The sequence below is a fragment of the Mariniflexile jejuense genome (assembly GCF_042675665.1).
In the GTDB taxonomy this organism is placed as follows: domain Bacteria; phylum Bacteroidota; class Bacteroidia; order Flavobacteriales; family Flavobacteriaceae; genus Mariniflexile; species Mariniflexile jejuense.
Map to the genome: position 1 here is coordinate 1 of NZ_JBHTJI010000042.1, position 23,017 is coordinate 23,017.

A 23,017-nucleotide genomic window follows, 5' to 3' on the forward strand; every position below is an offset into this window, starting at 1 on the left:
TGTAAACTCTGTGGTTTATACAACCTCGCAATCTGGTCTTCGTATTACTAATGATGGCTGCACTGCTGATCAGGTGCTTAACTTAACGGTTACACCGAAACCTGCCGATGTGGTGACTAATGCTACCATCTGTTCGGGTGCATCCTATACTTGGTCTGTAAACTCTGTGGTTTATACAACCTCGCAATCTGGTCTTCGTATTACTAATGATGGCTGTACTGCTGATCAGGTGCTTAACTTAACGGTTACGCCGAAACCTACGGATGTTGTTACCAATGTAACCATCTGTTCGGGTGCATCCTATACTTGGTCTGTGAACTCTGTGGTTTATACAACCTCGCAATCTGGTCTTCGTATTACTAATGATGGCTGTACTGCTGATCAGGTGCTTAACTTAACGGTTACACCGAAACCTGCCGATGTGGTGACTAATGCTACCATCTGTTCGGGTGCATCCTATACTTGGTCTGTAAACTCTGTGGTTTATACAACCTCGCAATCTGGTCTTCGTATTACTAATGATGGGTGTACTGCTGATCAGGTGCTTAACTTAACGGTTACACCGAAACCTGCCGATGTGGTGACTAATGCTACTATCTGTTCGGGGGATTCATATACTTGGTCTGTAAACTCTGTGGTTTATACAACCTCGCAATCTGGTCTTCGTATTACTAATGATGGCTGCACTGCTGATCAGGTGCTTAACTTAACGGTTACACCGAAACCTGCCGATGTTGTTACCAATGTAACCATCTGTTCGGGGGATTCATATACTTGGTCTGTAAACTCTGTGGTTTATACAACCTCGCAATCTGGTCTTCGTATTACTAATGATGGCTGTACTGCTGATCAGGTGCTTAACTTAACGGTTACGCCACTTAACCAATATTATGTAGATGCAGATGGTGATGGATATGGCTCAACAACCTCAGCTATGCTATGCGATACTACTGCTCCATCAGGTTATTCTATTAATAATACTGACTGTGATGATTCAAATTTCAATATTAACCCTGGTGCTTCTGAAATTTCTGGAAATGGTATTGATGACGATTGTAATCCATCTACACCTGATGGTTCATTAGAAATTGATGATTTTAATATCAATAACATTAATATTTCACCTAACCCTTTTAATAATAAAATTGTTGTTAAGTTGCCTTTGAACTACAACAATAGTGCTTTTAACATAAAAGTTTTTGATTTAAATGGAAGACTTGTATATGAACAAAAACATTACAGTAATAATGGAACTATTACTGTAATGGATATACAAAATTTAGAACAAGCACCGTATTTGGTAAAAATCACTAGCTATAAAACAAACACTAGCATTCTTAAACGCTTAATCAAGTTTTAAAAAGTTGTGTTTATACAAAATTTATTAGGTAGATTAAACTGCATCAAAAAATGTTTTTTTTGATGCAGTTTATTTAATTATCATAGATTATTTTTAGAGTAATTATGTTTCTCTTATTTAAACCATATATATTTTTTGTTCTAAAATTATATTGTTTATTTTTTGCACTTATTTTCATAACAAGAAAATGCACACTAAATTTTAATAAGGTTTACCCACTATTTATCACTAAATTATTCTAATTTTTGTTAGTTAATTACTAAATATTATAGTCGTATAGACTTTTAAGATATGAGTATCAAGCTCAAAAGGTTAATTCTACTAAACTAGATTTTTTAATATTTAATGTGGCTTTATTTTTTAATAATTAAAACTTCAATATCCTAGAGTAAATTTGCATTACAAACATATTTAACACTATTTTTTATTAAATATTGGCATTATGCATGATTTTTTTTACTTAATAATATATTAATAAAAAAAAGAAAAAATTAGTTTCAGCATATTCTTAAAACACTAATTACCAGTACATTAAAATTATACACCCCATACTATAAATAATAAAAAAGCAAAAACACAAAGCATTGAATATAAGGTTTTTAAAAAAATAAAAATGCATTTTATCGATTTTTTTTGCATTTCATAGAGTAATAATGTATATTTGGCCATTAAAATAATTTAGTCCCCATGCTAAAAACTTAATCTCTCATGAAAAATATTGCTATTTTTTTAAGACTTAATATACTTTTATTAGGACTTATACTTCTCTCAAACAAAGTATTTTCACAAACAACCATATATTCTGAAAGTTTCACTTCGGGATTTGGCAGTTGGACAGTAAACTCGTCTGGTTCTGGAACAGGTGCATGGATTAATGGATCTAACGCAGCACATACAACTGGAGCTACGGGTAATTACCTTTATTCACAATTATATTCAGGACAATATAATGACAATACTTTTATTACAGCTACAAGCCCTACAATTAATACAACTGGTTTTACCAATATTACATTTGATTTTAAAGTTTGGTATAATACAGAAACAAATTGGGATGGAATGCAAGTTGAATACTCTCTTAATAATGGTTCTAGTTGGTCTGATTTAGGATCGGTAAGTGGTAGTTGGTATAATGATAATGATGTAGATGGTATTAACAACAACGCAAATGGATGGTCCGGAAACAGTTTGGGATGGATTGACAGAAGCATTAATTTAAGTACAGAAAACATAGGCTTTAACAATAATTCTCAAGTAAGATTTAGAGTAATAATGGGAACAGATGGTTCGGTTAGAGCTGTTGGCGTAGGTTTTGATGAAATTTTAGTAAGAGGCACAAGTGCCTGTCCAACTTATAGTTTAACAAGTACCACGTCTTCAACACCTGTGTGTTTAGGAAACGCAACTACAGTTACATTAAATGGTAGTGCAGCAAACTTACCAGTAGGAACTTATACTGTAACATATAATCAATCCGCTCCTAATCTTGCTACTGGTGTTACCAAAACCATGGTAGTATCTACAGCAGGTACTGGTACTTTTGTAACGAATGCTTTAACAAATAGTGGTACAACAACCATAACAATAACAAACTTAGCTAGCGGTAGTTGCAACAATGCTATTACTACAAATAGAACTACTAATACCGTAGTAACTCCTTCTATTTCAAACAACACCATTTCATCAGCGCAATCTATATGTTCTGGTAGTACTCCTGCTATATTAATAGGAAGTTTACCTCTGGGAGGAAACTTAAGTTATACTTATTTATGGGAACAAAGTACTACAAGTGCGGTAGCTGGGTTTAGTAATGCAGCAGGTACAAACAATGGACAAAATTACACTCCGCCATCATTAACACAAACAACTTGGTATAGGCGTACCGTTTATTCAGGTGGATGCAGTATAACTTCAACTGCATTAGAAATAACAGTTAATAATAGTATTGGCGGTACTGCAACTTCAAATCAAAGTATTTGCTCAGGAACTTCTCCTACCAATATTACTCTTAGCGGACATACAGGAAGCATACAATGGCAAGTCTCATCAGATAATGTTTCTTTTAGTAATATATCTGGTGCTACTTCAACACCATTAACAAGTACTCAAATGGGTACTTTAACTGCTACACGTTATTATCGTGCAGTTGTAACCAATGGAAGTTGCGCTTCTTCAAACTCAAATACTGTAACCGTAACCGTAATACCTCTTAGTATGGGAGGAACAGCTTCAACCAACCAAACAATATGCAGTGGAACTTCTCCTTCTAATATTAGTTTAAGTGGACATACAGGAGCAATTCAGTGGCAAGTTTCAACAGACAATATTACTTTTAGCAATATTTCAGGCGCTACTTCAACACCATTAACGAGTGTTCAAATGGGTTCTTTAACAGCAACAAGCTATTATCGTGCTGTTGTAACAAGTGGAAGTTGCTCTTCAAATAATTCAAATACTATTACTATTACCGTAAATGCTACACCTACAATTACTAGCACTAGTCCAGGATCAAGAATTGGAACAGGCACTGTTACTTTAGGTGCAACTGCATCTATTGGCACCATATCATGGTTTACAGCATTAACTGGTGGTAGTGCAATTGCTACAGGAAACAGTTTTACAACTCCTAGTATATCAACTACTACAACTTATTATGTTTCTTCTACCAATGGTACTTGTACATCTACACCTAGAGTTGCAGTAGTAGCAACGGTAAATAACCCAGAAATAGATATTTTAGGAAATTTAATTAGTATTTTAGATGGTGACACAACTCCTACAACTACAGACCATACGGACTTTGGTAATGTTGCAATTGCAACAAATTTTTCAAGAACTTTCACTATTCAAAATATTGGAACTGCCAATTTAAACTTAACTGGCGCATCACCCTACATTGTTATATCTGGTCCTAATGCTGCTGATTTTAGTGTAACTACAATACCTTCTGCTACAATTGGAACTTCTGGAAGTACTACATTTGTTATTAGGTTTGCTCCAACAACAACTGGCATAAAAAATGCTACACTAACTATTGCTAATAATGACGGTGATGAGAATCCTTATGACTTCAGTATTAGAGGTACAGGAATTGTTGGTTCTCCTGAGATTAATATTCAAGGTAATTCAACAACAATTGTTGATGGTGACACTACACCTAGTTTAACCGATGATACAGATTTTGGTAGTATTAACGTAGCTTCTGGTACAAATCCAAATGTATTTACTATTCAAAATTTAGGATCTGGAACGCTAAATTTAACAGGAAGTTCTCCGTATGTTTCAATTTCTGGTGCACACGCTTCAGACTTTACAGTAACTACAATACCGTCAAATTCAATTAGCGCAGGTAGTAGTACTACATTTATAATAACATTTAATCCTAGTGCTACTGGACTAAGAACAGCTACTGTTACCATTGCTAATAATGATTCTGATGAAAATCCATACGATTTTAACATCCAGGGTACAGGTGTCGCTGGACAACCAATATACACTATATATTATGAGAATTTTGACAATAATAATGGTGGATGGACAATGACTAACTCTGGTTCTGGATCAACTTGGGCTTATGGCACAAATAGCACAGAAGTTGGAGAAAAAAACTATTGGTATACTAATAACTACAATAATTATTTAACCAATACTAATACTTATGTAACTAGCCCTGTAATTAATTTAACTGGTTTTAATAACCTAGTTTTTAAAATAGATGTTAGATTTAAAGCTGCTGCTAATGATGGTGGTTTAATACAATATTCAACAAACGGTTCAACATGGACTACTTTAGGTGCCGTAGGTTCAGGAACCAATTGGTATAACACCAATAGTATAAGTGCTTTAGGCAGCGTAAATGGCTGGAGTGGCACTATTGCGGGAACAATTTTAGCTGGTGCCAACAATTTTGTTGAGGCTAGCATACCTTTACCAACGGCATTAAACAACGCCCCTTCTGTACAGTTTAGAGTGCGCTTTGCTACTCAATCTAACAGCGATGATGGGTTTAATTTTGATAATGTTTTTATTCAAGGTGACCACATAACACCCTTAGCAGATCCAACTTATGGACCAGGAGGTGTAAAAGCCAACTTAAAACTATGGTTAAAAGCTAATACAGAAGCTGGAACTGTCGCAGACGGTAGCGATATAGCAGTTTGGTATGACCAAGCTATGAATAACCATGCTGTTAGTGTTACCTCAAATAGCCCTGTTTATGGCAATAACGCAACTGGAAATTTAAACTTTAATCCTTATGTAGATTTCACAAAAGCCAATAGAGATGTCATGAAAGGTAAGGGTGGCTATTTTGCAAGAGAATATTACATTGTTCTTAAAGCTAATGGCATAATTGACAAACAATTATCAAACACACAAGCACCTATTTCTGGACGATATGCTACACAAACAATGCATAGTGATGGTTCTGGATTATTTTTTGGTAAAGGTTCTCAAAGATTTACCAATTTTGATTCTATGGTAAACCATATGGTAAGTACCGTACCTCCTAGTTTAAGTGGAGGTGTAGCCTCTGATGGTTCGTATGGCAGAACCTACTCTAGTGCAACAGATTCTTATAACAGTCAAGTAATTGTTTTTAACATTAAAAACAATCCTGCTGGAAATTCAACTGAAATTTATAAAAATGGTATTAGAATAGACAATGCTACAGGGCAAACATCATCAAGTTTTGAAACCTTGCCTTTTACAGAATTTCTTAACTCATATTTTGCTTTAGGTAGTGGTAGAATCACTTTAAATGGACACTCATTTGATACCTATTTTGATGGTAAAATTGGTGAAGTTTTAAGTTATTCTCAAACCAATTCTTCTTTAGATCAACACAAAGTACTTTCGTCACTTTCTATTAAGTATGGTATCACATTACATGAAACCAATAGTACAACTGCTGTTAATTTAAATGATAAAAATTATATTGACTCTCAAGGTACAGTAATTTGGAATACAGTTGCGAATTCAGGATATAATTATGATGTAGCAGGTATAGGAAGAGATGATGCATCTCAATTAAATCAAAAGCAATCGCAAAGCTCAAATGATGCTTCAGATGGAACCGGTCGTACTCAAGGCATACTAACTATCGGACTTTCAAATATTTACAATACAAATACTAGCAACATTTCAAGTAATCCTACCAATTTTAACAACAGAGAATTTTTAATGTGGGGTGATAACGGTGCAAATCTTAATCTAGCTGCTTCAACTGTAAATGTTAATATGAGTGCTGGCATATCACCTTCACTAACTACAAATGTTTCGTTTGTTGCAATGCAACGTGTGTGGAAAGTAGTTGAAAATGGTGGAGACATACCGTCGTGTAAAGTTAGAATACCACAAAATGCTATTAGAAACATATCGCCTCCTGGTAGCTATTTAATGTTTATATCAAGCACAGGTATTTTTGACCCTACTGCTGATTATAGAGTTATGACTCCTGATGGAAGCGGAAACCTTGTTGCTGATTATGATTTTGATGGTACAAAATACATCACTTTTGGTTATGCACCACAAGTTATTGTTGAACGTTCTGTTTATTTTGATGGAGTAGTAGACTATATTGATGTGGAAAACAAATTAAACCTAAACTCTTCTGCTTACACAATTTCAGCTTGGATTAAAAGAGATACTGGTACAACAAACGCTTCTATTTTATCTAAAAGAAATGCTACATATACTGAAGGTTATGATTTTAAAATAAATAGTACTGGAAGACTTCAGTTTATTGTAAACGGTGGTGCTGCTTCAGTTACATCATCGGTAGCAATTCCTGAAAATCAATGGCACGAAGTAGCTGTAATCTACTCAAGCGGCACTGCTACTTTATATATTGATGGTGTTGCGGACACATCTGCTAGTTTACCAGCTCCTGTTACTACAACACAATCATTTTGTATGGCTGCTGCAGGCAAAAGTACTCATACTGCATATTTTAAAGGGAATATTGATGAAGTAAGAGTATGGAATAGAGCTCTCACTCCTACGCAATTAAGGTATGTAATGAATCAAGAAATTATTGATAATTCTACTTTAGCTTTGAAACGAGGTGATGTTATTCCTACAACAATTACTAAAAACGAATTGAATTCGATCCCATGGACTGATTTAGCAGGTTATTACCCAATGTCTGTATATACATATACAAATACAAATGACATGTCTGGAAACAATAACCAAGGAGCTTTAAGAAACTTAGATACTGTTGATAGACAAACTGCACCACTTCCCTATCAATCACAAGTAAATGGTGCTTGGTCTACACCTAGCACTTGGCTAAACAATTCAGTGCAAACTTTGCCAAATGCATTGTCAATAATAGACAATACCACTCCAATTAATTGGAATATTGTAGAAACAAACCACGATATAACCATTGAAGATTATGTAACACTAGGCAGAGAACGTGCAGTACAAGGATTAATTATTAATAGTGGCGATTTACAAGTTAATGGTAATACTACATCAAATACAGGAAATGGTTTAACAGTTACCCACTACTTAAAGCTAAATGGCACAATTGATTTGGAAGGTGAATCACAACTAATTCAAACACTTGGTAGCGATTTTGATGCAGCCAGTACTGGCACTTTAGAACGTGACCAACAAGGTAATTCAAGTACTTATTTATATAATTATTGGTCTTCTCCTGTTGCGCCGACTAGTAATTCAAACTACAATTTATTAAACATATTCACTAATATTGGTTTTAAAGCGACTGGTTATGACGGTACTGCTACTCCAACAATAAAAAATGCTGATTATTGGATATGGAAATATGCAAACAGAGCAAGTGACAATTATTCTTTATGGCAGCAAATTAGAAGCACAGGATCTTTATCAGCTGGTGAAGGCTTTACAATGAAAGGTCCAGGAACCGCAACTTTAGACCAAAATTATATTTTACTAGGTAAACCAAATAATGGAACCATTTCTTTAACAATTGCCGCTGGTAATGATTATTTAGTAGGAAACCCATACGCATCGGCTATAGACGCAAACGAATTTATTCTGGATAATATAGGTATTGCAGATGGTGGTAGAAATGTTTCAGGAAACGTTATAAATGGTGCTTTATACTTTTGGGATCATTTTGCAATTAACTCTCATTATTTAGCCGATTATCAAGGTGGTTACGCGATTTATACACTTATGGGTGGTACAGCAGCTATATCAACAGATACTAGAATAAATGCATCTGGTGCAACGGGTACCAAAATACCAGAAAGATATATTCCTGTTGCTCAAGGTTTCTTTGTATCTGCAATATCAGATCCATCGTTATCTGGCTTATTATCTCAGCCAATAGTTGGAGGAACTATTCAATTTAAAAATAACCAACGATTATTTAAAAAAGAAACTGTAACTGGCACAAATTCTGGTTCGGTATTTTTAAAATCTGGTTCAAAAAGTAATAAATCGGTAAATAGCAATGATACTGATATAGACAGCAGACAAAAAATTAGATTAATGTTTGATTCTCCTTCAGGATATCACAGGCAATTACTTGTTGGTGTTGATGAAAATGCTTCTAATGAGTTTGATTTAGGTTATGATGCACTAATTAATGAAACCAACAAAGAAGACATATATTGGCAATTTAATAATTTAAATTTTGTAATTCAAGCTGTTAATAATTTCAATGAAGATCAAATATTACCTTTAGGCCTTAAAACTATGAAGGATGGTTTAATCAAAATTAAAATTGATGGTCTTGAAAATATTGATAATAGCAAACCTATTTATATTTATGACAAACAACTTAATGTATATCAAAATCTTAACAATAGCTATTACGAAGTATTTTTAAATAAAGGAACATATTCAAACCGTTTTGAATTGGTATTCAAAAATTCGAAAGTTTTAAATACAAAAGAAATTACAAATACTAATATTCAAGTTTATTTTTCAAACGACAGTAAAAGTTTAATTATTCAAAATCCAAATTCAATACAAATTGAATCAATTGAAATATTTAATATTCTAGGACAGTCAATCTATAATTTTACTAATAGTACCAATGAAAAATATATTGAGCAAAAAACAAAAAACATTGCTACTGGTGCGTATGTTATAAAATTAAAAACACCTTCAGGAATAGTTTCTAAAAAAGTTTTGGTAAACTAAGTTTTTAATAGCTACAAATTCACAAATAATTTAAATATTTTTTAAGAGTTCTAAATTGATTTTTAGAACTCTTTTTTTTTGTAACAAAACTTATTGTAAGCAGTTTCTTTGATTTAAATAAGGTAAAACCATAAACGTTAATTTTTTTAACAAAATAGATTACCAAATGTAATTTGGTGTAAAAAAATCTACTAAATTACCTCCGTTTTCAACCTAACCACTTAACCATATGAATAAAATTACATTAACCCTTATTTTGCTGTTATACAGTACTTTTGCTCTTACCCAACAAAACAATACAGCAAAAAGAATTTCAATTTCAAACCCTTCAGAATCAGTTTTAATTCAAATAAAAAAAGCTGGTATCGATTTAAATTGTGGTCCAAGATTTATTAACAATAATCTTGAATTAGAATTAAGTAATGAAGAAATACTTGAATTAAAGAAAAATGGTATTAATTATACCATTCTAATTGATGATTTAACCAAATTTTATTCAGAAAAAAATGCAATTGAACTACCAAAAGCGAAAGTAGAATTAACAAGTCTTAAAAGTAATAAGAATAAAAAAAGTAATACTTCATCAACTCAAAAAAGTTTGAGTAAACAAAATGTTATAGTTGGCAACCCTGTACAACATGATGAATGTAGCGAAATAAATTGGACAGTGCCTAACAATTTTCAATTAGGAAGCATGGGTGGATGTCTAACTGTTAGTGAAACCTTAGCACAATTAGATTTAATGCGTAGTTTATACCCTAACTTAATTTCTATCAAAGCTGATGCTTCATCTATTGGTCAAAAAACATATGGCAACACAACTGGATCTACAACATGGCCAGGGCAAACTGTTTATTATGTAAGGATTTCTGATAATCCTAATATAGATGAGACAAATGAACCAGAAACTTTAATTACAGGAATGACACATGCTAGGGAAGTAAACAGCCTTATGAACGTTATGTATTTTATGTGGTACATTCTTGAAAACTATGATAGTGATCCTTTCATAAAGAACGTTGTAGATAACCAAGAACTCTATTTTATACCAATTATCAACCCCGATGGTTTACGCTGGAACGAAGTTATAGCTCCTTCAGGAGGCGGATTACAGCGTAAAAATTTAAGACCAGGTACTGCTGATAATGGAACTAACAGTACTACCAATAATGTAAGAGGTGTAGATTTAAATAGAAACTTTAATTACTATTGGGGTTGGGATAATTCTGGATCGTCGCCAACGGCTAGTAGTAATGTTTATAGAGGTCCATCAGCTGGCTCTGAACCAGAAACTCAAATTTTGCAAGACTTTGTATTAAATCATGATTTTAAAATTGCAGTAAACCATCATGGTGGATTAAATTCTATTGTTACTTCTTCATATAATGGTAGCGTGTTGGCATTAGATTCTGGAAGAGAAGATGAGTATGCTAAATTATGCCATGATTTAACACACTACAACAGATATATTTATGGTTCTGCACCAAACACATTATACGAAGCTAATGGAGATACTAACGACTGGATGCTTGGCGGACCTGCAGTCTCATCAGGAGGGCAAACTAATGCTGGTTCTGGAAAAAATGTGCTTACTATCGCGCCTGAAAATGGTGATGATTTTTGGCCAAGTCCAAGTTTAATTACCCCAATTGCACAAAATGCCATGAGAACAAATTTTCTATCTGTTTTATATTCAGGAAAATTTGCAAAACTACATGACTTAAATGCAAGTAATATTGCTACTACCACTGGAAACTTAAACTTTGGTGTGGAATATCTAGGAAAAACTTACAATAATATAACGTTAAATGTAACTCCTATTTCATCAAACATAACCTCAATTACATCGCCTCCCGTTCAAACAGGTTGGAATAAATTAGAACAACGTAACCTAAGCATTCCTTTTATTTTAAATGCTAATATTCAACCTAACGACAAAATTGAGTTTCAAGTTACCTTAAGTAATAATGATTTTGTTATCTATCAAGCCAATTATATAAAATACTATCAACCTTCAATACTATTTCAAGACAATCCCGATGTTAGTGGGATAACTAATTGGACATCGTCTGGAGGTTCATGGGGCACAACCGATAACGCCTATTCTGGATCTACTGCTATTACAGATTCTCCCAGTGGTTCATACAGCAATAATGAATCTAAAACCTTAACTTTAAATACTTCAATTAACTTATCTAATTCTAGTTCTGCTTTAGTTCAGTTTTATGCTAAATGGGATATTGAAAGAAATTATGATTTAGTACAATTTGAAGCTAGTACGAATTCTGGAAGTAGTTGGGCAGCGCTTTGTGGTAATTATAATAAACCTGCAGCTACTGCAGCAACAAATTATCATTTAAATAAAAATACAACGGCTTTTAAAGACCATCAATCTTTAAATGGAGCTATTATATACGATGGTGATACTATGGATAAATGGGTTATGGAAGAAATATTAATAAATAACACTCAAAATAGTTTCTTATTGGGGCAAAGCAATATTCAGTTTAGATTCAGATTTAAAAGTGATAGCACAAATAGAGAAGATGATTTAACTACAACGTTTGACGGATTCACTTTTGATGATTTTAAAGTTCTTGGTTTTATTGCTCCATGCGTAACCGAAGTACCTTCTGGAATAACTAATTCATCTACCACTCAAAATAGTACTAATATTACTTGGTCTAACATTCCTTCTACTACCTACGATTTAAGATACAAAATTTCAGGTTCATCAACTTGGACTACATTAATTGGTCTAACATCTGCTTCCGCAAACTTAGCAGGGTTAGCTGCATCTACAAATTATGAAGTACAAGTTAGATCTAATTGTGGTGTTTCCAATTCAGCTTATTCTTCGTCTTATAATTTTACGACTGCGTCTATTGTATATTGCGCTTCTAATGGCAATAGTTCAGCTCGTGGTTACACACGAAATGTAACTTTTGGCATTATTAATAACACAACTGCTTTTGGTGCTGGAGGCTACTCTGATTTCACTTCAATAAGTACCGATGTCATGATGGGTTCTAATTATTCAATCTCAATTGGTAAACAAATTGTGTCTGGTCGTTCTGCTGCTGTTAGTGTTTGGATTGATTATAATAAAGATGGCGATTTTGATGATGCCAACGAACTTATATTAAATAGCGCAGCTTCAACTACTGCTACTATAACTGGAACTATTACCATTCCCCAAAGTGCTACTCCAGGTAACACAAGAATGAGAGTTTCACTTAGAAATGGAGGAACACCTGTAACCTGTGGTGCTTTTACTTATGGTGAAGTTGAAGATTACAGTATAAACATTCAGAGTTTGGTTGATACTACACCTCCTGTAATTACTTTAAATGGAGCTTCAACCTTAAACTTGTTTATTGGTAATACATATACTGAACTTGGTGCTGCTGCCTCCGACAATAAAGATGGAAATATTTCAGCAAACATAGTAATTAGCGGCTCTGTAAATACTGCTATTGCTGGAACTTATAATATTAACTACAATGTTTCCGATGCTGCTGGCAACCAAGCTACGCAAGTTTCAAGAACCATAAATGTAGTTCCTGATACTATTGCGCCTGTTATTACATTAAATGGTGCATCAACCATAAATCTTAATGTTAGTGACACCTATACAGAACTTGGTGCTACAGCTACCGATAATAAAGACGGAAATATTTCTGCTAACATCATTATTGGTGGAACAGTTAATACCGCTGTAGCCGGAACTTACATAAAAACATATAATGTAACCGATGCTGCTGGTAATAACGCTACGCAAGTTACAAGAACGATTATAGTTGCAAGTGCACCATCTAATGTTGTGCTACATCAAGGATATTTTGAAACAGGAAATGATGGATGGACTTTGGGTAGTGGTGATGCTGGTAGATATGCAGGTTCTAGATCTTATGAAGGCAGCTACTCATTATATATAAGAGATAATTCTGGAATAGCTTCATCTATAACATCTCCAATTTTAAATTTAAGCCCTTATAGCCAAGTTGAAATCCGTTTTTATTTCTACCCAACTAGTATGGAAACCAATGAAGATTTTTGGCTACTTTACTATAACGGTTCTACCTGGAGTACTATAAAAACCTACGTAAGTGGCACAAACTTTAATAATAATAGTTTTTACACTTCTACAGTAACTCTTAATGCATCGCAATACAATTTTGCAACAAACTCACAATTCAGATTTCAATGTGATGCTAGTGCAAATGACGATTTGGTTTATATAGATCAAGTTATTATAACAGGTCTTGGCACTAACAATTCTGCAAAAACAATTTCTGGCAAAGTACTTGATGTTTCTGAAAATACTATAGTTGAAAACAATTTCAAACTGTATCCAAACCCAGTGAATGGTGCTATTTTAAACATTAAACTTTCAAAAGAAAGTAACGTATCCTATAAAATTATTAATATGCTTGGACAGGTTATAAGCATTGGGAAAACTACTAAAGAAATACCTGTAGGCAATTTAGAAAATGGCACTTATTTTCTTGAAGTTAACGATGGCGAACAAGTAATGACAAAAAGATTTATTAAAAACTAAGCCTAGGTTTCTAATTACAAAAAAGTCCTGAATTAATTTTCAGGACTTTTTTTTAACATACAATTTAAATAACAAAAAGTATTGCCTAGTTTGTAATAATATTGTTTTCAAGTTTATTTATAATACCTTTTACTTTATCTTTATTTAAAGGTTTATTTACAAAATCTAAAACACATGAGTTATTATCTGCCATTTCTTTATCAGCAGGATTTATTGATGCTGTTAAAACTATAATAATAGGTTTTGTAGTATCTGTACAACGTTGGCAATATTCATCTAAAAACTGCCAACCATTCATTACAGGCATATTTAAATCTAAAAAAATAAGATCTGGAATTTTCTTTTCTACAAAAATTATATCTAAAGCTTGTAAGGCACTATCGGCTATGGTAATACTTTTTGCAATACCTGCCTTTTTTATATGAATTTCGTTTAGTAAATTAGTTGTGCTATCATCATCAATTAAAAGTACATTGTAGCTATTCATCATCTTTTATGTTTTTTGAAAGGGTTATTATAAATTCTGAGCCTTCTCCTAGTTTAGATTTTACATGTATACTACCACCATGTAGTTCGGCTGTTTTTTTACATTTAGCAAGACCAATGCCGGTACCTTGATATTGTTTATTTGTGTGAAGCCTTTTAAAAATTTCAAAAATCTTTACAACATGTTTTTTTTCAATACCTATACCGTTATCTTTTATACTAAATTTTAAATATTTTGGGGTTTCTTTACCACTAATTATAACTATTGGAGATTCATTAACTTTTGAAAATTTAATGGCATTGCTTATTAAATTTTGAAACAAAGTTCTTAACGAATTCTTGTAACCTGTAATAGTTAATGGTAAATCTAATATTTCAATTTTTGCATTTTTTTCTTTAATAACACTATTTAAATCTTCAATTATTTCGGTTAATAAATCATTTGTTTTAAAGGTTGTTAATATTTTATTTTTGCCAATTCTAGAATATTCTAAAATCCCTTTTATTAAAGTTTTCATTCGTTCTGTGGCATCCAACACAATTTTTATGTATTGTTTTGAGTCTTCATTGTATACTGCTTCGTTTTCAGATTTTAACAACTCTATAAAACCAATAATTGTATTTAGTGGTTCTTGTAAATCATGCGAGGTAACGTATGCAAACTGGGCTAATTCATCATTTCTTGTTTTTAATTTTTCTATTACATTAATTAACTCTTTTCTTGCCAACTCTAACTCGGTAATATCTATTGATACTCCTAAAATATTATTGTCTTCTTTATTTTTTAGTAAAATTTTATTTGTAGTAAACCATGCTTTACCGTTTTTAGTATCGTAAGATTCTAGTATGTTGGTTTTAGATTTTCCTGTATTTATAACCTCTAAATCATCATCAAAATGTTGTTTTGCAACAAATGGATCTATTAATTCTAGCAAATTTTTCCCTTCAATTTCATATTTAGTTTTGCCTAATAAATTTGCTAAATAATTGTTAGCTTTTAGAAGGTTGTTTTTATTGTCTTTATAAAAAATCATTGCAGGAATGTTGTTCATAATTAATTCTAACTGTTTTAATAAATTTTCTCTTTCTTCATTAGCTTTAATTAATTTATTTTCGGTTTGAATTAAATTGGTTATATCTACATAAGTGATAACAACACCATCTATATTTTGTTCTCGATCTCGGTATGGAATTATGCGATTTAAATAGGTTACTCCTTCTTTATCAAAAATTTTTCTTTCTAATTTTACTCCTGTTTTTAATACTTCTTTTAAATCTTTTATAAATGCCTTTTCATTGGTAGATGTAAGCCTATGCGAAAAGCTTCCTATATATCTACCTGCATCTGATTCTTCAATATCAAAATGTTTTTTAATGTTAGGTGTTACTTTTCTTATATTTAATTTATTATCTAAAAATAAGGTTCCTATTTCTGTACTTATAAAAAAGTTAAGCATATCGTCGTTTACAACCGCTAGTTCTTTATTTTTAAATTGAAGTTCGGAGTTTACAGTGTATAATTCTTCATTTACCGATTGCAATTCCTCATTAGTACCTTGAAGTTCTTCGTTGCTAGCCATTAATTCTTCGTTTGAAGCCTGCAACTCTTCGTTGCTTGTTTCTAGCTCTTCAATTACGTATTGCAATTCGGCATTTTTTGCTTTTATTTCAAACTCTAAATCGTCAATTCTTTGTTTAGAAAACTCATCTAGTTTATATTGATTGTATACTATTGCTTCTGTAACTTTTTCTTTTAAATCTAAATTATCTTCAAAAACTATTAAATATATCTCAGAATCATTATCTGATTTTACTCTAGAAAACGATAAATTTATTAAGCTTGTTGTTTCTGAACTTGAATTTTTTACATTATTAAAAACTATGTTTTTATTTTCTTGCTTTACTCGTTTTACACCATTACGAACCATAACTGCCAACTTTTCATCTATCATTTTTAATAAATTATATTGGGCTATGCCTTCTGATATTTTTAAAATAGATTTTAAATCACCTTTTACAAATAAAATATTATAGTCTTTATCTATAAAAACACTTTTTGGAACAAATTCATTTAATAAATGGTTGGTAAATAAACTTTCGTTATCTCGTTTTATTGGACTTAAAAGACTTGAAACATGCAATTGTTTATCGGTTCTTTTTCCTGTAACTATATGTTTGTAAGCATTATTATCAAAAGTAAAATAGTTTGACAATTTTTTTTTACCATTAACTTGGTACATTTTATGTTTAGCATTTAATACGCTAAAATCTTTTTGTAAATCACCAAGTGTTTCACTACTACCTAAAAACAAATAACTATTTGCTAATAGTGAAAATTTAAACTTTTCCAGTACTTGGTATTGAGATTTAACCGAAAGGTAAATTAATAAATTTCTACAAGAAATTAAATCCATCTTAATAAACGGAGGATCATTTAAAACATCATGCCTAGAGAATACTATTTTTTCTCGTATCTTTTTGTTTACTTGATAGTAATTTCCTATTCTGGTAAAATATTTTTCAATGTATTTTGATGGTATTTCATTAGCCATATTTAAAATATATTCGCCATTACTAGCTACTTCTAATGCTCTTAAATCGGCATCGGTAGCAAAAACTTTAAAATCTGTAGCTAATTTATTTTCTCTAATGTACTCATCCATTATAATTGCTAAAGAATAAGCCTCTTCACCTGTTGAACAGCCTGCAGACCAAACTCTAACCGTTTCAAAATGTTTTTTACTATCAAAAATAAGAGGTAATATTTCTGTTTTTAAAACATTCCAAGCTTCTGTATCTCTAAAAAAACTTGTAACTCCTATATAAAAATCATTTATTAATAAAAGTTTTTCATCGTCATCAACCTTTAATAAATTTAAATATTCTAATATTTCTTGAATATTTAAACTACCCATGCGTTTTTCTAATCGTCTTACTAAAGTATTATGTTTATAATCTTTAAAATTTTGACCTGAAAACTTATATAACACATCTAATATATCGTTGAATGTATTTTCTATTTCTGTGATAGATCCTCCATTTACCGCATTTACAAAAGATGGTTTGCTTGGGAATTTTACAATTTCTAAGGCTAATTCGGCAGGTGTTCCTATGTATTCTGCCAAACCTGTACCTATGGCCGTATTAGGCATTCCATCAAACTGGGCCGATTTTGGGTTTTGAACCATTATGGTTCCACTAACTTCTTTAAGAGTTTTAATACCTCTTGATCCATCGGTTCCTGTTCCAGACAAAATAACACCTATTGCTTTATCTTTATATTCTTTACCTAAAGAATGAAAAAAAGTATCAATTGGTAAATTTAAAACAGGACCATCGTTTTTAGGAACATATTTAAATGCCTTGTTAGAAATTTTTAAACTGGCGTTATTAGGGTTTAAATAAATATGATTTGCTTTAATTTCTTCACCATCTTCAACAGTTGATATTGGCATTTTTGAATATTTACCAAGCAAATCACTCATTAAACTCTTAAAGTTAGGAGACAAATGCTGTATAATACAAAATGCCATTCCTGTGTTTAAAGGAATATGTTTAAAAAACTCTTGTAATGCATCAAGTCCTCCTGCTGAAGCCCCTATTCCTACTACAAAAATGTCGTTATGATTATTATTCTCGGTTTTAGATGTCATATATTAAATCAATTGATTGTTGTAAATATATTACAACAAATAATGAAACACAAATATCAAAAACGACTAAATTTTGAGAGAATAAACAAAACATTTATGATATTAACACAATTTATATATATTTTTCAAAAAAATAAAAAAATATGCAAAAAAAACGATTAAAATGTTTTTTTACATATTGCAACAAATGATATCGCATTTTTGGTTAATTTACATATCGTTAAACTATTTATGATCAAATTTCTTCCTAAAACACTTTAAGAGAATGTTGTACTTACTTTTTAAAAGCTAATTTTCGTTTTTTCAAGTAGTCAAAAAAAAATCCTGAAAATTAATTCAGGATTTTTTTTTTAAAATAGTTATAATATAGTTTTTTTATTTATATTGTTTTACTTTGCTTATTAAATCGCCTAGCGACACTTTAAACTGCTCGCCCGACACCATATTTTTAAGTGTATAAGTGTTGGAAGTCATTTCCTCCTCACCTACTAAAACCACAAACGGAATGTTACGCTTATTGGCATGATTCATTTGTTTTTTCATTTTATCGGCATCAGGATACAATTCGGTATTGATTCCTTCAAGACGCATTTTTTTTATGGCTTTTAAACAGAATAATGCTTCTTTATCGCCAAAATTGATGAACAACACCTCAACATTTTTGTTAACCGTTTCTGGAAACAAACCTAATTCTTCAAGCACCAAATAAATACGATCTAAACCAAAACTGATACCAACACCACTAACATTGTTTAAACCAAAAATGCCTGTTAAATCGTCGTAACGACCACCACCACCAATAGAACCCATTTGTACGGTTTTTGGTGCAGCTACTTCAAAAATAGCACCTGTGTAGTAGTTTAAACCACGAGCCAAAGTAACATCTAGTTGTAGTGTAGCCGTTTTTAAACCTAACTGTGCAATAGCTTCGTTTATAAAAGCCAGTTCTTCAATACCTTTTTTACCTTCTTCGGAAGCTGATAAAATGGTTTTTAAACTTTCAATTTGCGATTCAAATGAACCCGACAAAGTAAATAAGGGTTGTAATTTTGAAATACCTTCTTCTGAAATACCTTTGGATAGCATTTCTTCTTTCACCTTCGCCTCGCCTATTTTGTCCAGTTTATCTAATGCTACGGTAAAATCGATGAGTTTATCAGAAGCACCTATAACTTCGGCAATACCCGAAAGTATTTTACGATTGTTAATTTTTATGGTAACGCCTTCCAGTTTTAAAGCCGAAAAAACGGTGTCGTATAATTGAATAAACTCTACCTCTTGCCATAAACTTTTACTACCAACCACATCGGCATCGCATTGGTAAAACTCTCTAAAACGCCCTTTTTGTGGTCTGTCGGCACGCCAAACAGGTTGAATTTGGTAACGCTTAAACGGAAATTCTATCTCGTTTTGGTGTTGTACTACGTAACGTGCGAATGGTACTGTTAGGTCGTAACGAAGGGCTTTTTCTGAGATTATTTTTGATGAATCATTTGAGTCTAACAATCTTTTATTTATGCATTCTTCAAAAAAGTCTATAAAGACTTCTTGTCTTTGAAAAGCCTTTTCAGCTTGACTAAAATTTTTATATCTATTGTTAACTTCAATGAGCATATCTTTTCTTAAATCTAGATATTCATTTACTCTATCCCTATACACAACATCAAAAAAATCATTAACACCTTTCTTGATGTCCACATCCCATTTAGATATATCTCTTATAAACAAACCTTCTATAAATAAGAAAAAATTGTTGATTAAGTTACCCGCAGAGGACCAATTATCTCGCAAATCTTTTAAATAATCCCCAGAATTCAAAATCTTAAAAATCAATCTATCACCTTCATCGCCATATTTACCCATTAAGGTTTCAGAGTTTTCAAAACTTGGTGTTTCAATAGGTTGAAAACCAAACGTTTCAAAATTATTACGAATGGTATTAAATATATAGTTGCGCTTTGCTACTTGTTCTGGATTAAAATCTCTGGTACCTTTTGGTATGCTTGGTTTTTGAGCCATATTAATGCCTGCGAAAGCAGGTATCTTTTTAATTTATGAAATAATTCCGCTACAACTATTAACTTTGATATTTTATAAAGCGGAATGACAAAAATAAATAATGAAAACGTCATTGCGAGCTTTTTCATTAGAAAAAATTAGCCTGTACTGAGCGGAATCGAAGTAAAGCAACTTTTTTATATGTTACTAAACAACTTTTTAACTTCAAATTGAAAGATTGCTTCACTACGTTCGCAATGACGGTCCTATTCTAATTTATTAACCCATCAAAATACTTAAACAAATCGCCTTTGGTTATTACGGCACCTTGTTCAATCATTTTAAATTTATCTAGGTTTTTATCGGCTGTATAATCTTTATCGGCTTGTAAAAACTCAACGCTTTCATCCATTAAGTTTTCGCGTAGCCAGTTATAGCCTTCTTTGGTGGTAATATCTACATTTTTATTTTTCACATTTACCACAATTGCTTTCATTTTTTTGTTACCTAAACGAAACAAATACATGTGTTGTGGTGAAAAATGCTCTAAATATTTTGCTTTATTCAATACACCTTCCCAAATTAAATCGCTAAAAACATCCAGTTCCATTTCTGCAAGTTCTGGCTTGTTTGCTTTTAAGTTTGCCCACTCATCGGCAGTTATAGATTGTGTTGCCAAAAAGTTAATAAACTCTTGGTGTAGTTCTTCAAATTGTTCTTTTGTAAGTCTTGAATACTTCATAATATTACTATAAAAAAAGCCCCAACTAGGTTGAGGCTTCTATATTGATTCATTTAAAATTACTCAGCTTGTGCAGCAATAACTTCAAATTCTAAATCTACTGTTACCGATCTGTGTAAACGTACTGCAGCAGTATATTTACCTGTACGTTTTACAGTTGTAACGGTGATGAATTTTTTATCAATAGATTGACCTTCTTTTTCTAAAGCTTCAGCAACATCAATGTTGTTTACAGAACCAAATAATTTATCACCCGATCCTACTTTAGCAGCTATTTTAATTTCTAAAGCTTTTAAAGCTTCAGCAATTTTATTAGCATCATCAACTATTTTCTTTTCTTTAAAAGCTCTTTGCTTTAAATTTTCTGCTAATACTTTTTTAGCAGAAGCCGTAGCCATAACAGCTTGACCTTGAGGAATTAAAAAGTTTCTACCATAACCGTTCTTAACTGTTACAACATCGTCTTTAAATCCTAAATTTTCAACGTCTTGTTTTAATATAAGTTCCATTGTTATCGGTATTTTTTATTTTAATAAATCTGCTACGTAAGGCATTAACGCTAAATGACGAGCTCTTTTTACAGCAACAGATACTTTTCTTTGGTATTTTAAAGAAGTTCCTGTTAAACGACGTGGTAAAATTTTACCTTGTTCGTTTACAAACTTTAATAAGAAATCGGCATCTTTATAATCGATATATTTAATACCAGATTTTTTGAAACGACAATATTTCTTTTGTTTGTTAGTATCAATATTAAGCGGCGTTAAATATCTGATTTCGCCGTCTTTTTTTCCTTTAGATTGTTGTTCTATAGATGACATAATTAAGCTTTTTGTTTAAGTTTAACTCTTCTTCTCTCTGCCCATGAAATAGCGTGTTTATCTAACGATACCGTTAAATAGCGCATAAAACGCTCATCACGTCTAAACTCTACTTCTAAAGTGTTAATAACGTCACCAGCAACAGTGTATTCAAATAAGTGATAAAAACCACTTTTTTTGTTTTGAATTGGGTAAGCTAATTTTTTTAGTCCCCAATCTTCTTTTGATACCATCTTAGCGCCGTTAGAAACAAGAAAATCTTCGTATTTCTTTACTGTTTCCTTTATCTGATCTTCAGATAAAACGGGATTTAAGATGAAAACAGTTTCATAATGATTCATAAAAATCGTGTTTATTGTTAAAAATTGGGTGCAAAAATAGTTAATAAATACATACTACACAACAATATTTAAAGTATATTTTTTCAGTATCTTTATGGTGTGAAAAACAAATGTTAAAATTTTGTTAAATTAAACAGTTTAACGATGTTTTTTGGTTTTTAGCCGAATTTTTTGTACTATTGTCGATATCTTAACCGAAATAATATAAATGTTATGACTTTAAACTGTGTAGTAGTAGACGATTCAGCAATACAGCGTCTCTCTATTGTTAAGTTAGTAGAGAATCACCCCGCTCTAAACTTAATTGCAGAGTACAGTAGTGCTTTAGAAACCAAAAATGGTTTAAACACACACCAAGTAGACCTTATCTTTTTAGACATTGAAATGCCAGTGCTAAATGGATTTGAACTTTTAGATGTATTAAACAACAAACCTCAAATTATTTTTGTAACCGGTAAAACAGAATATGCTTTTAAAGCATTTAACTATGATGCTACCGATTATTTACACAAACCAATTACTAGAGAACGTTTTAATACAGCTGTTGAAAAAGCCCTTGAACAGCATAAACTAATCCAAGATTTTAACGAAGAAGAAGGTGAACATATCTTTGTTAAGAGCAATCTTAAAAAACGTAAAGTTTACATAAAAGATATTAAGTGGATTGAAGCCCTTGGTGATTATGTTAAACTAGTAACAGAAGAAAATAGTTTAGTAGTATTATCTACAATGAAATCTTTTGAGAAAGAATTACCGGAAAACAAATTTTTACGTATTCACAAATCTTATATTGTGAATTTAGATAAAATTGATAGGTTTAACAGTAAAAATGTTGAAGTTGGTGCTTATGAAATTCCTTTAAGTAGGAACAAAAAAACCCAACTGGTTGATGCTTTAAATAATATTTAAGTTG

General features: G+C 31.8%; 11 protein-coding genes. 4 read left to right on the top strand and 7 right to left on the bottom strand.

The features are described from left to right. The 3 genes from ACFQ1R_RS13205 to ACFQ1R_RS13215 all read left to right on the top strand — a co-directional run. Nucleotides 1-1,360, top strand: a 1,360-nt coding sequence (locus ACFQ1R_RS13205) for a T9SS type A sorting domain-containing protein (RefSeq protein ID WP_379926737.1), incomplete at its 5' end; no start/stop codon positions are given. Nucleotides 1,361-2,068: 708 nt separating this feature from the next. Further along, the gene (locus tag ACFQ1R_RS13210) at nt 2,069-9,502 is read left to right on the top strand and encodes a choice-of-anchor D domain-containing protein (protein WP_379926739.1); all 7,434 of its coding nucleotides are present in this window, start codon (nt 2,069-2,071) and stop codon (nt 9,500-9,502) included. Nucleotides 9,503-9,731: 229 nt separating this feature from the next. Then, nucleotides 9,732-14,063 (top strand): M14 family zinc carboxypeptidase, encoded by a 4,332-nt coding sequence (locus ACFQ1R_RS13215; RefSeq protein ID WP_379926741.1) that lies wholly within the window; start codon nt 9,732-9,734, stop codon nt 14,061-14,063. An 85-nt stretch (nt 14,064-14,148) separates the two neighbouring features. Here the strand turns inward: ACFQ1R_RS13215 and ACFQ1R_RS13220 are convergent, their stop codons facing one another. The 7 genes from ACFQ1R_RS13220 to rpsF all read right to left on the bottom strand — a co-directional run bounded on the left by ACFQ1R_RS13220 (nt 14,149) and on the right by rpsF (nt 22,104). Further along, a complete protein-coding gene (locus ACFQ1R_RS13220) occupies nt 14,149-14,553 on the bottom strand; it encodes a response regulator (RefSeq protein WP_379926743.1) in 405 nt (134 codons plus the stop codon). Continuing rightward, nucleotides 14,543-18,202: a CheR family methyltransferase gene (locus ACFQ1R_RS13225; RefSeq protein ID WP_379926744.1), complete on the bottom strand. Its 3,660-nt coding sequence runs from the start codon at nt 18,200-18,202 to the stop codon at nt 14,543-14,545. The genes ACFQ1R_RS13220 and ACFQ1R_RS13225 overlap by 11 nt, the downstream gene beginning before the upstream one ends. 375 nt (nt 18,203-18,577) lie before the next feature. Further along, nucleotides 18,578-20,221 (bottom strand): histidine--tRNA ligase, encoded by a 1,644-nt coding sequence (hisS, locus tag ACFQ1R_RS13230; protein ID WP_379926745.1) that lies wholly within the window; start codon nt 20,219-20,221, stop codon nt 18,578-18,580. A 250-nt stretch (nt 20,222-20,471) separates the two neighbouring features. Then, nucleotides 20,472-20,942 (bottom strand): DUF6495 family protein, encoded by a 471-nt coding sequence (locus tag ACFQ1R_RS13235; protein WP_379926747.1) that lies wholly within the window; start codon nt 20,940-20,942, stop codon nt 20,472-20,474. A gap of 59 nt (nt 20,943-21,001) precedes the next feature. Next, nucleotides 21,002-21,451, bottom strand: a complete 450-nt coding sequence (gene rplI, locus ACFQ1R_RS13240; protein WP_379926748.1) for a 50S ribosomal protein L9 — start codon at nt 21,449-21,451, stop codon at nt 21,002-21,004. A gap of 15 nt (nt 21,452-21,466) precedes the next feature. Continuing rightward, the gene (gene rpsR / locus ACFQ1R_RS13245) at nt 21,467-21,763 is read right to left on the bottom strand and encodes a 30S ribosomal protein S18 (RefSeq protein ID WP_379926749.1); all 297 of its coding nucleotides are present in this window, start codon (nt 21,761-21,763) and stop codon (nt 21,467-21,469) included. Between the two features lie 2 nt (nt 21,764-21,765). Then, entirely contained in the window at nt 21,766-22,104 is a 339-nt protein-coding gene (gene rpsF / locus ACFQ1R_RS13250) for a 30S ribosomal protein S6 (protein ID WP_379926750.1), read from the bottom strand. Between the two features lie 213 nt (nt 22,105-22,317). Between rpsF and ACFQ1R_RS13255 the strand changes: the two genes are divergently transcribed. Further along, entirely contained in the window at nt 22,318-23,013 is a 696-nt protein-coding gene (locus tag ACFQ1R_RS13255) for a LytR/AlgR family response regulator transcription factor (RefSeq protein ID WP_372753359.1), read from the top strand. Nucleotides 23,014-23,017: the final 4 nt, after the last annotated feature.

What these genes read in the sequence shown, in the direction of transcription:
- hisS (WP_379926745.1), bottom strand. Translation starts at nt 20,221, where the DNA reads ATGGCTCAAAAACCAAGCATACCAAAAGGTACCAGAGATTTTAATCCA.
- ACFQ1R_RS13215 (WP_379926741.1), top strand. Translation starts at nt 9,732, where the DNA reads ATGAATAAAATTACATTAACCCTTATTTTGCTGTTATACAGTACTTTT.
- ACFQ1R_RS13235 (WP_379926747.1), bottom strand. Translation starts at nt 20,942, where the DNA reads ATGAAGTATTCAAGACTTACAAAAGAACAATTTGAAGAACTACACCAA.
- rpsF (WP_379926750.1), bottom strand. Translation starts at nt 22,104, where the DNA reads ATGAATCATTATGAAACTGTTTTCATCTTAAATCCCGTTTTATCTGAA.
- ACFQ1R_RS13255 (WP_372753359.1), top strand. Translation starts at nt 22,318, where the DNA reads ATGACTTTAAACTGTGTAGTAGTAGACGATTCAGCAATACAGCGTCTC.
- ACFQ1R_RS13220 (WP_379926743.1), bottom strand. Translation starts at nt 14,553, where the DNA reads ATGATGAATAGCTACAATGTACTTTTAATTGATGATGATAGCACAACT.
- rpsR (WP_379926749.1), bottom strand. Translation starts at nt 21,763, where the DNA reads ATGTCATCTATAGAACAACAATCTAAAGGAAAAAAAGACGGCGAAATC.
- ACFQ1R_RS13225 (WP_379926744.1), bottom strand. Translation starts at nt 18,202, where the DNA reads ATGACATCTAAAACCGAGAATAATAATCATAACGACATTTTTGTAGTA.
- rplI (WP_379926748.1), bottom strand. Translation starts at nt 21,451, where the DNA reads ATGGAACTTATATTAAAACAAGACGTTGAAAATTTAGGATTTAAAGAC.
- ACFQ1R_RS13210 (WP_379926739.1), top strand. Translation starts at nt 2,069, where the DNA reads ATGAAAAATATTGCTATTTTTTTAAGACTTAATATACTTTTATTAGGA.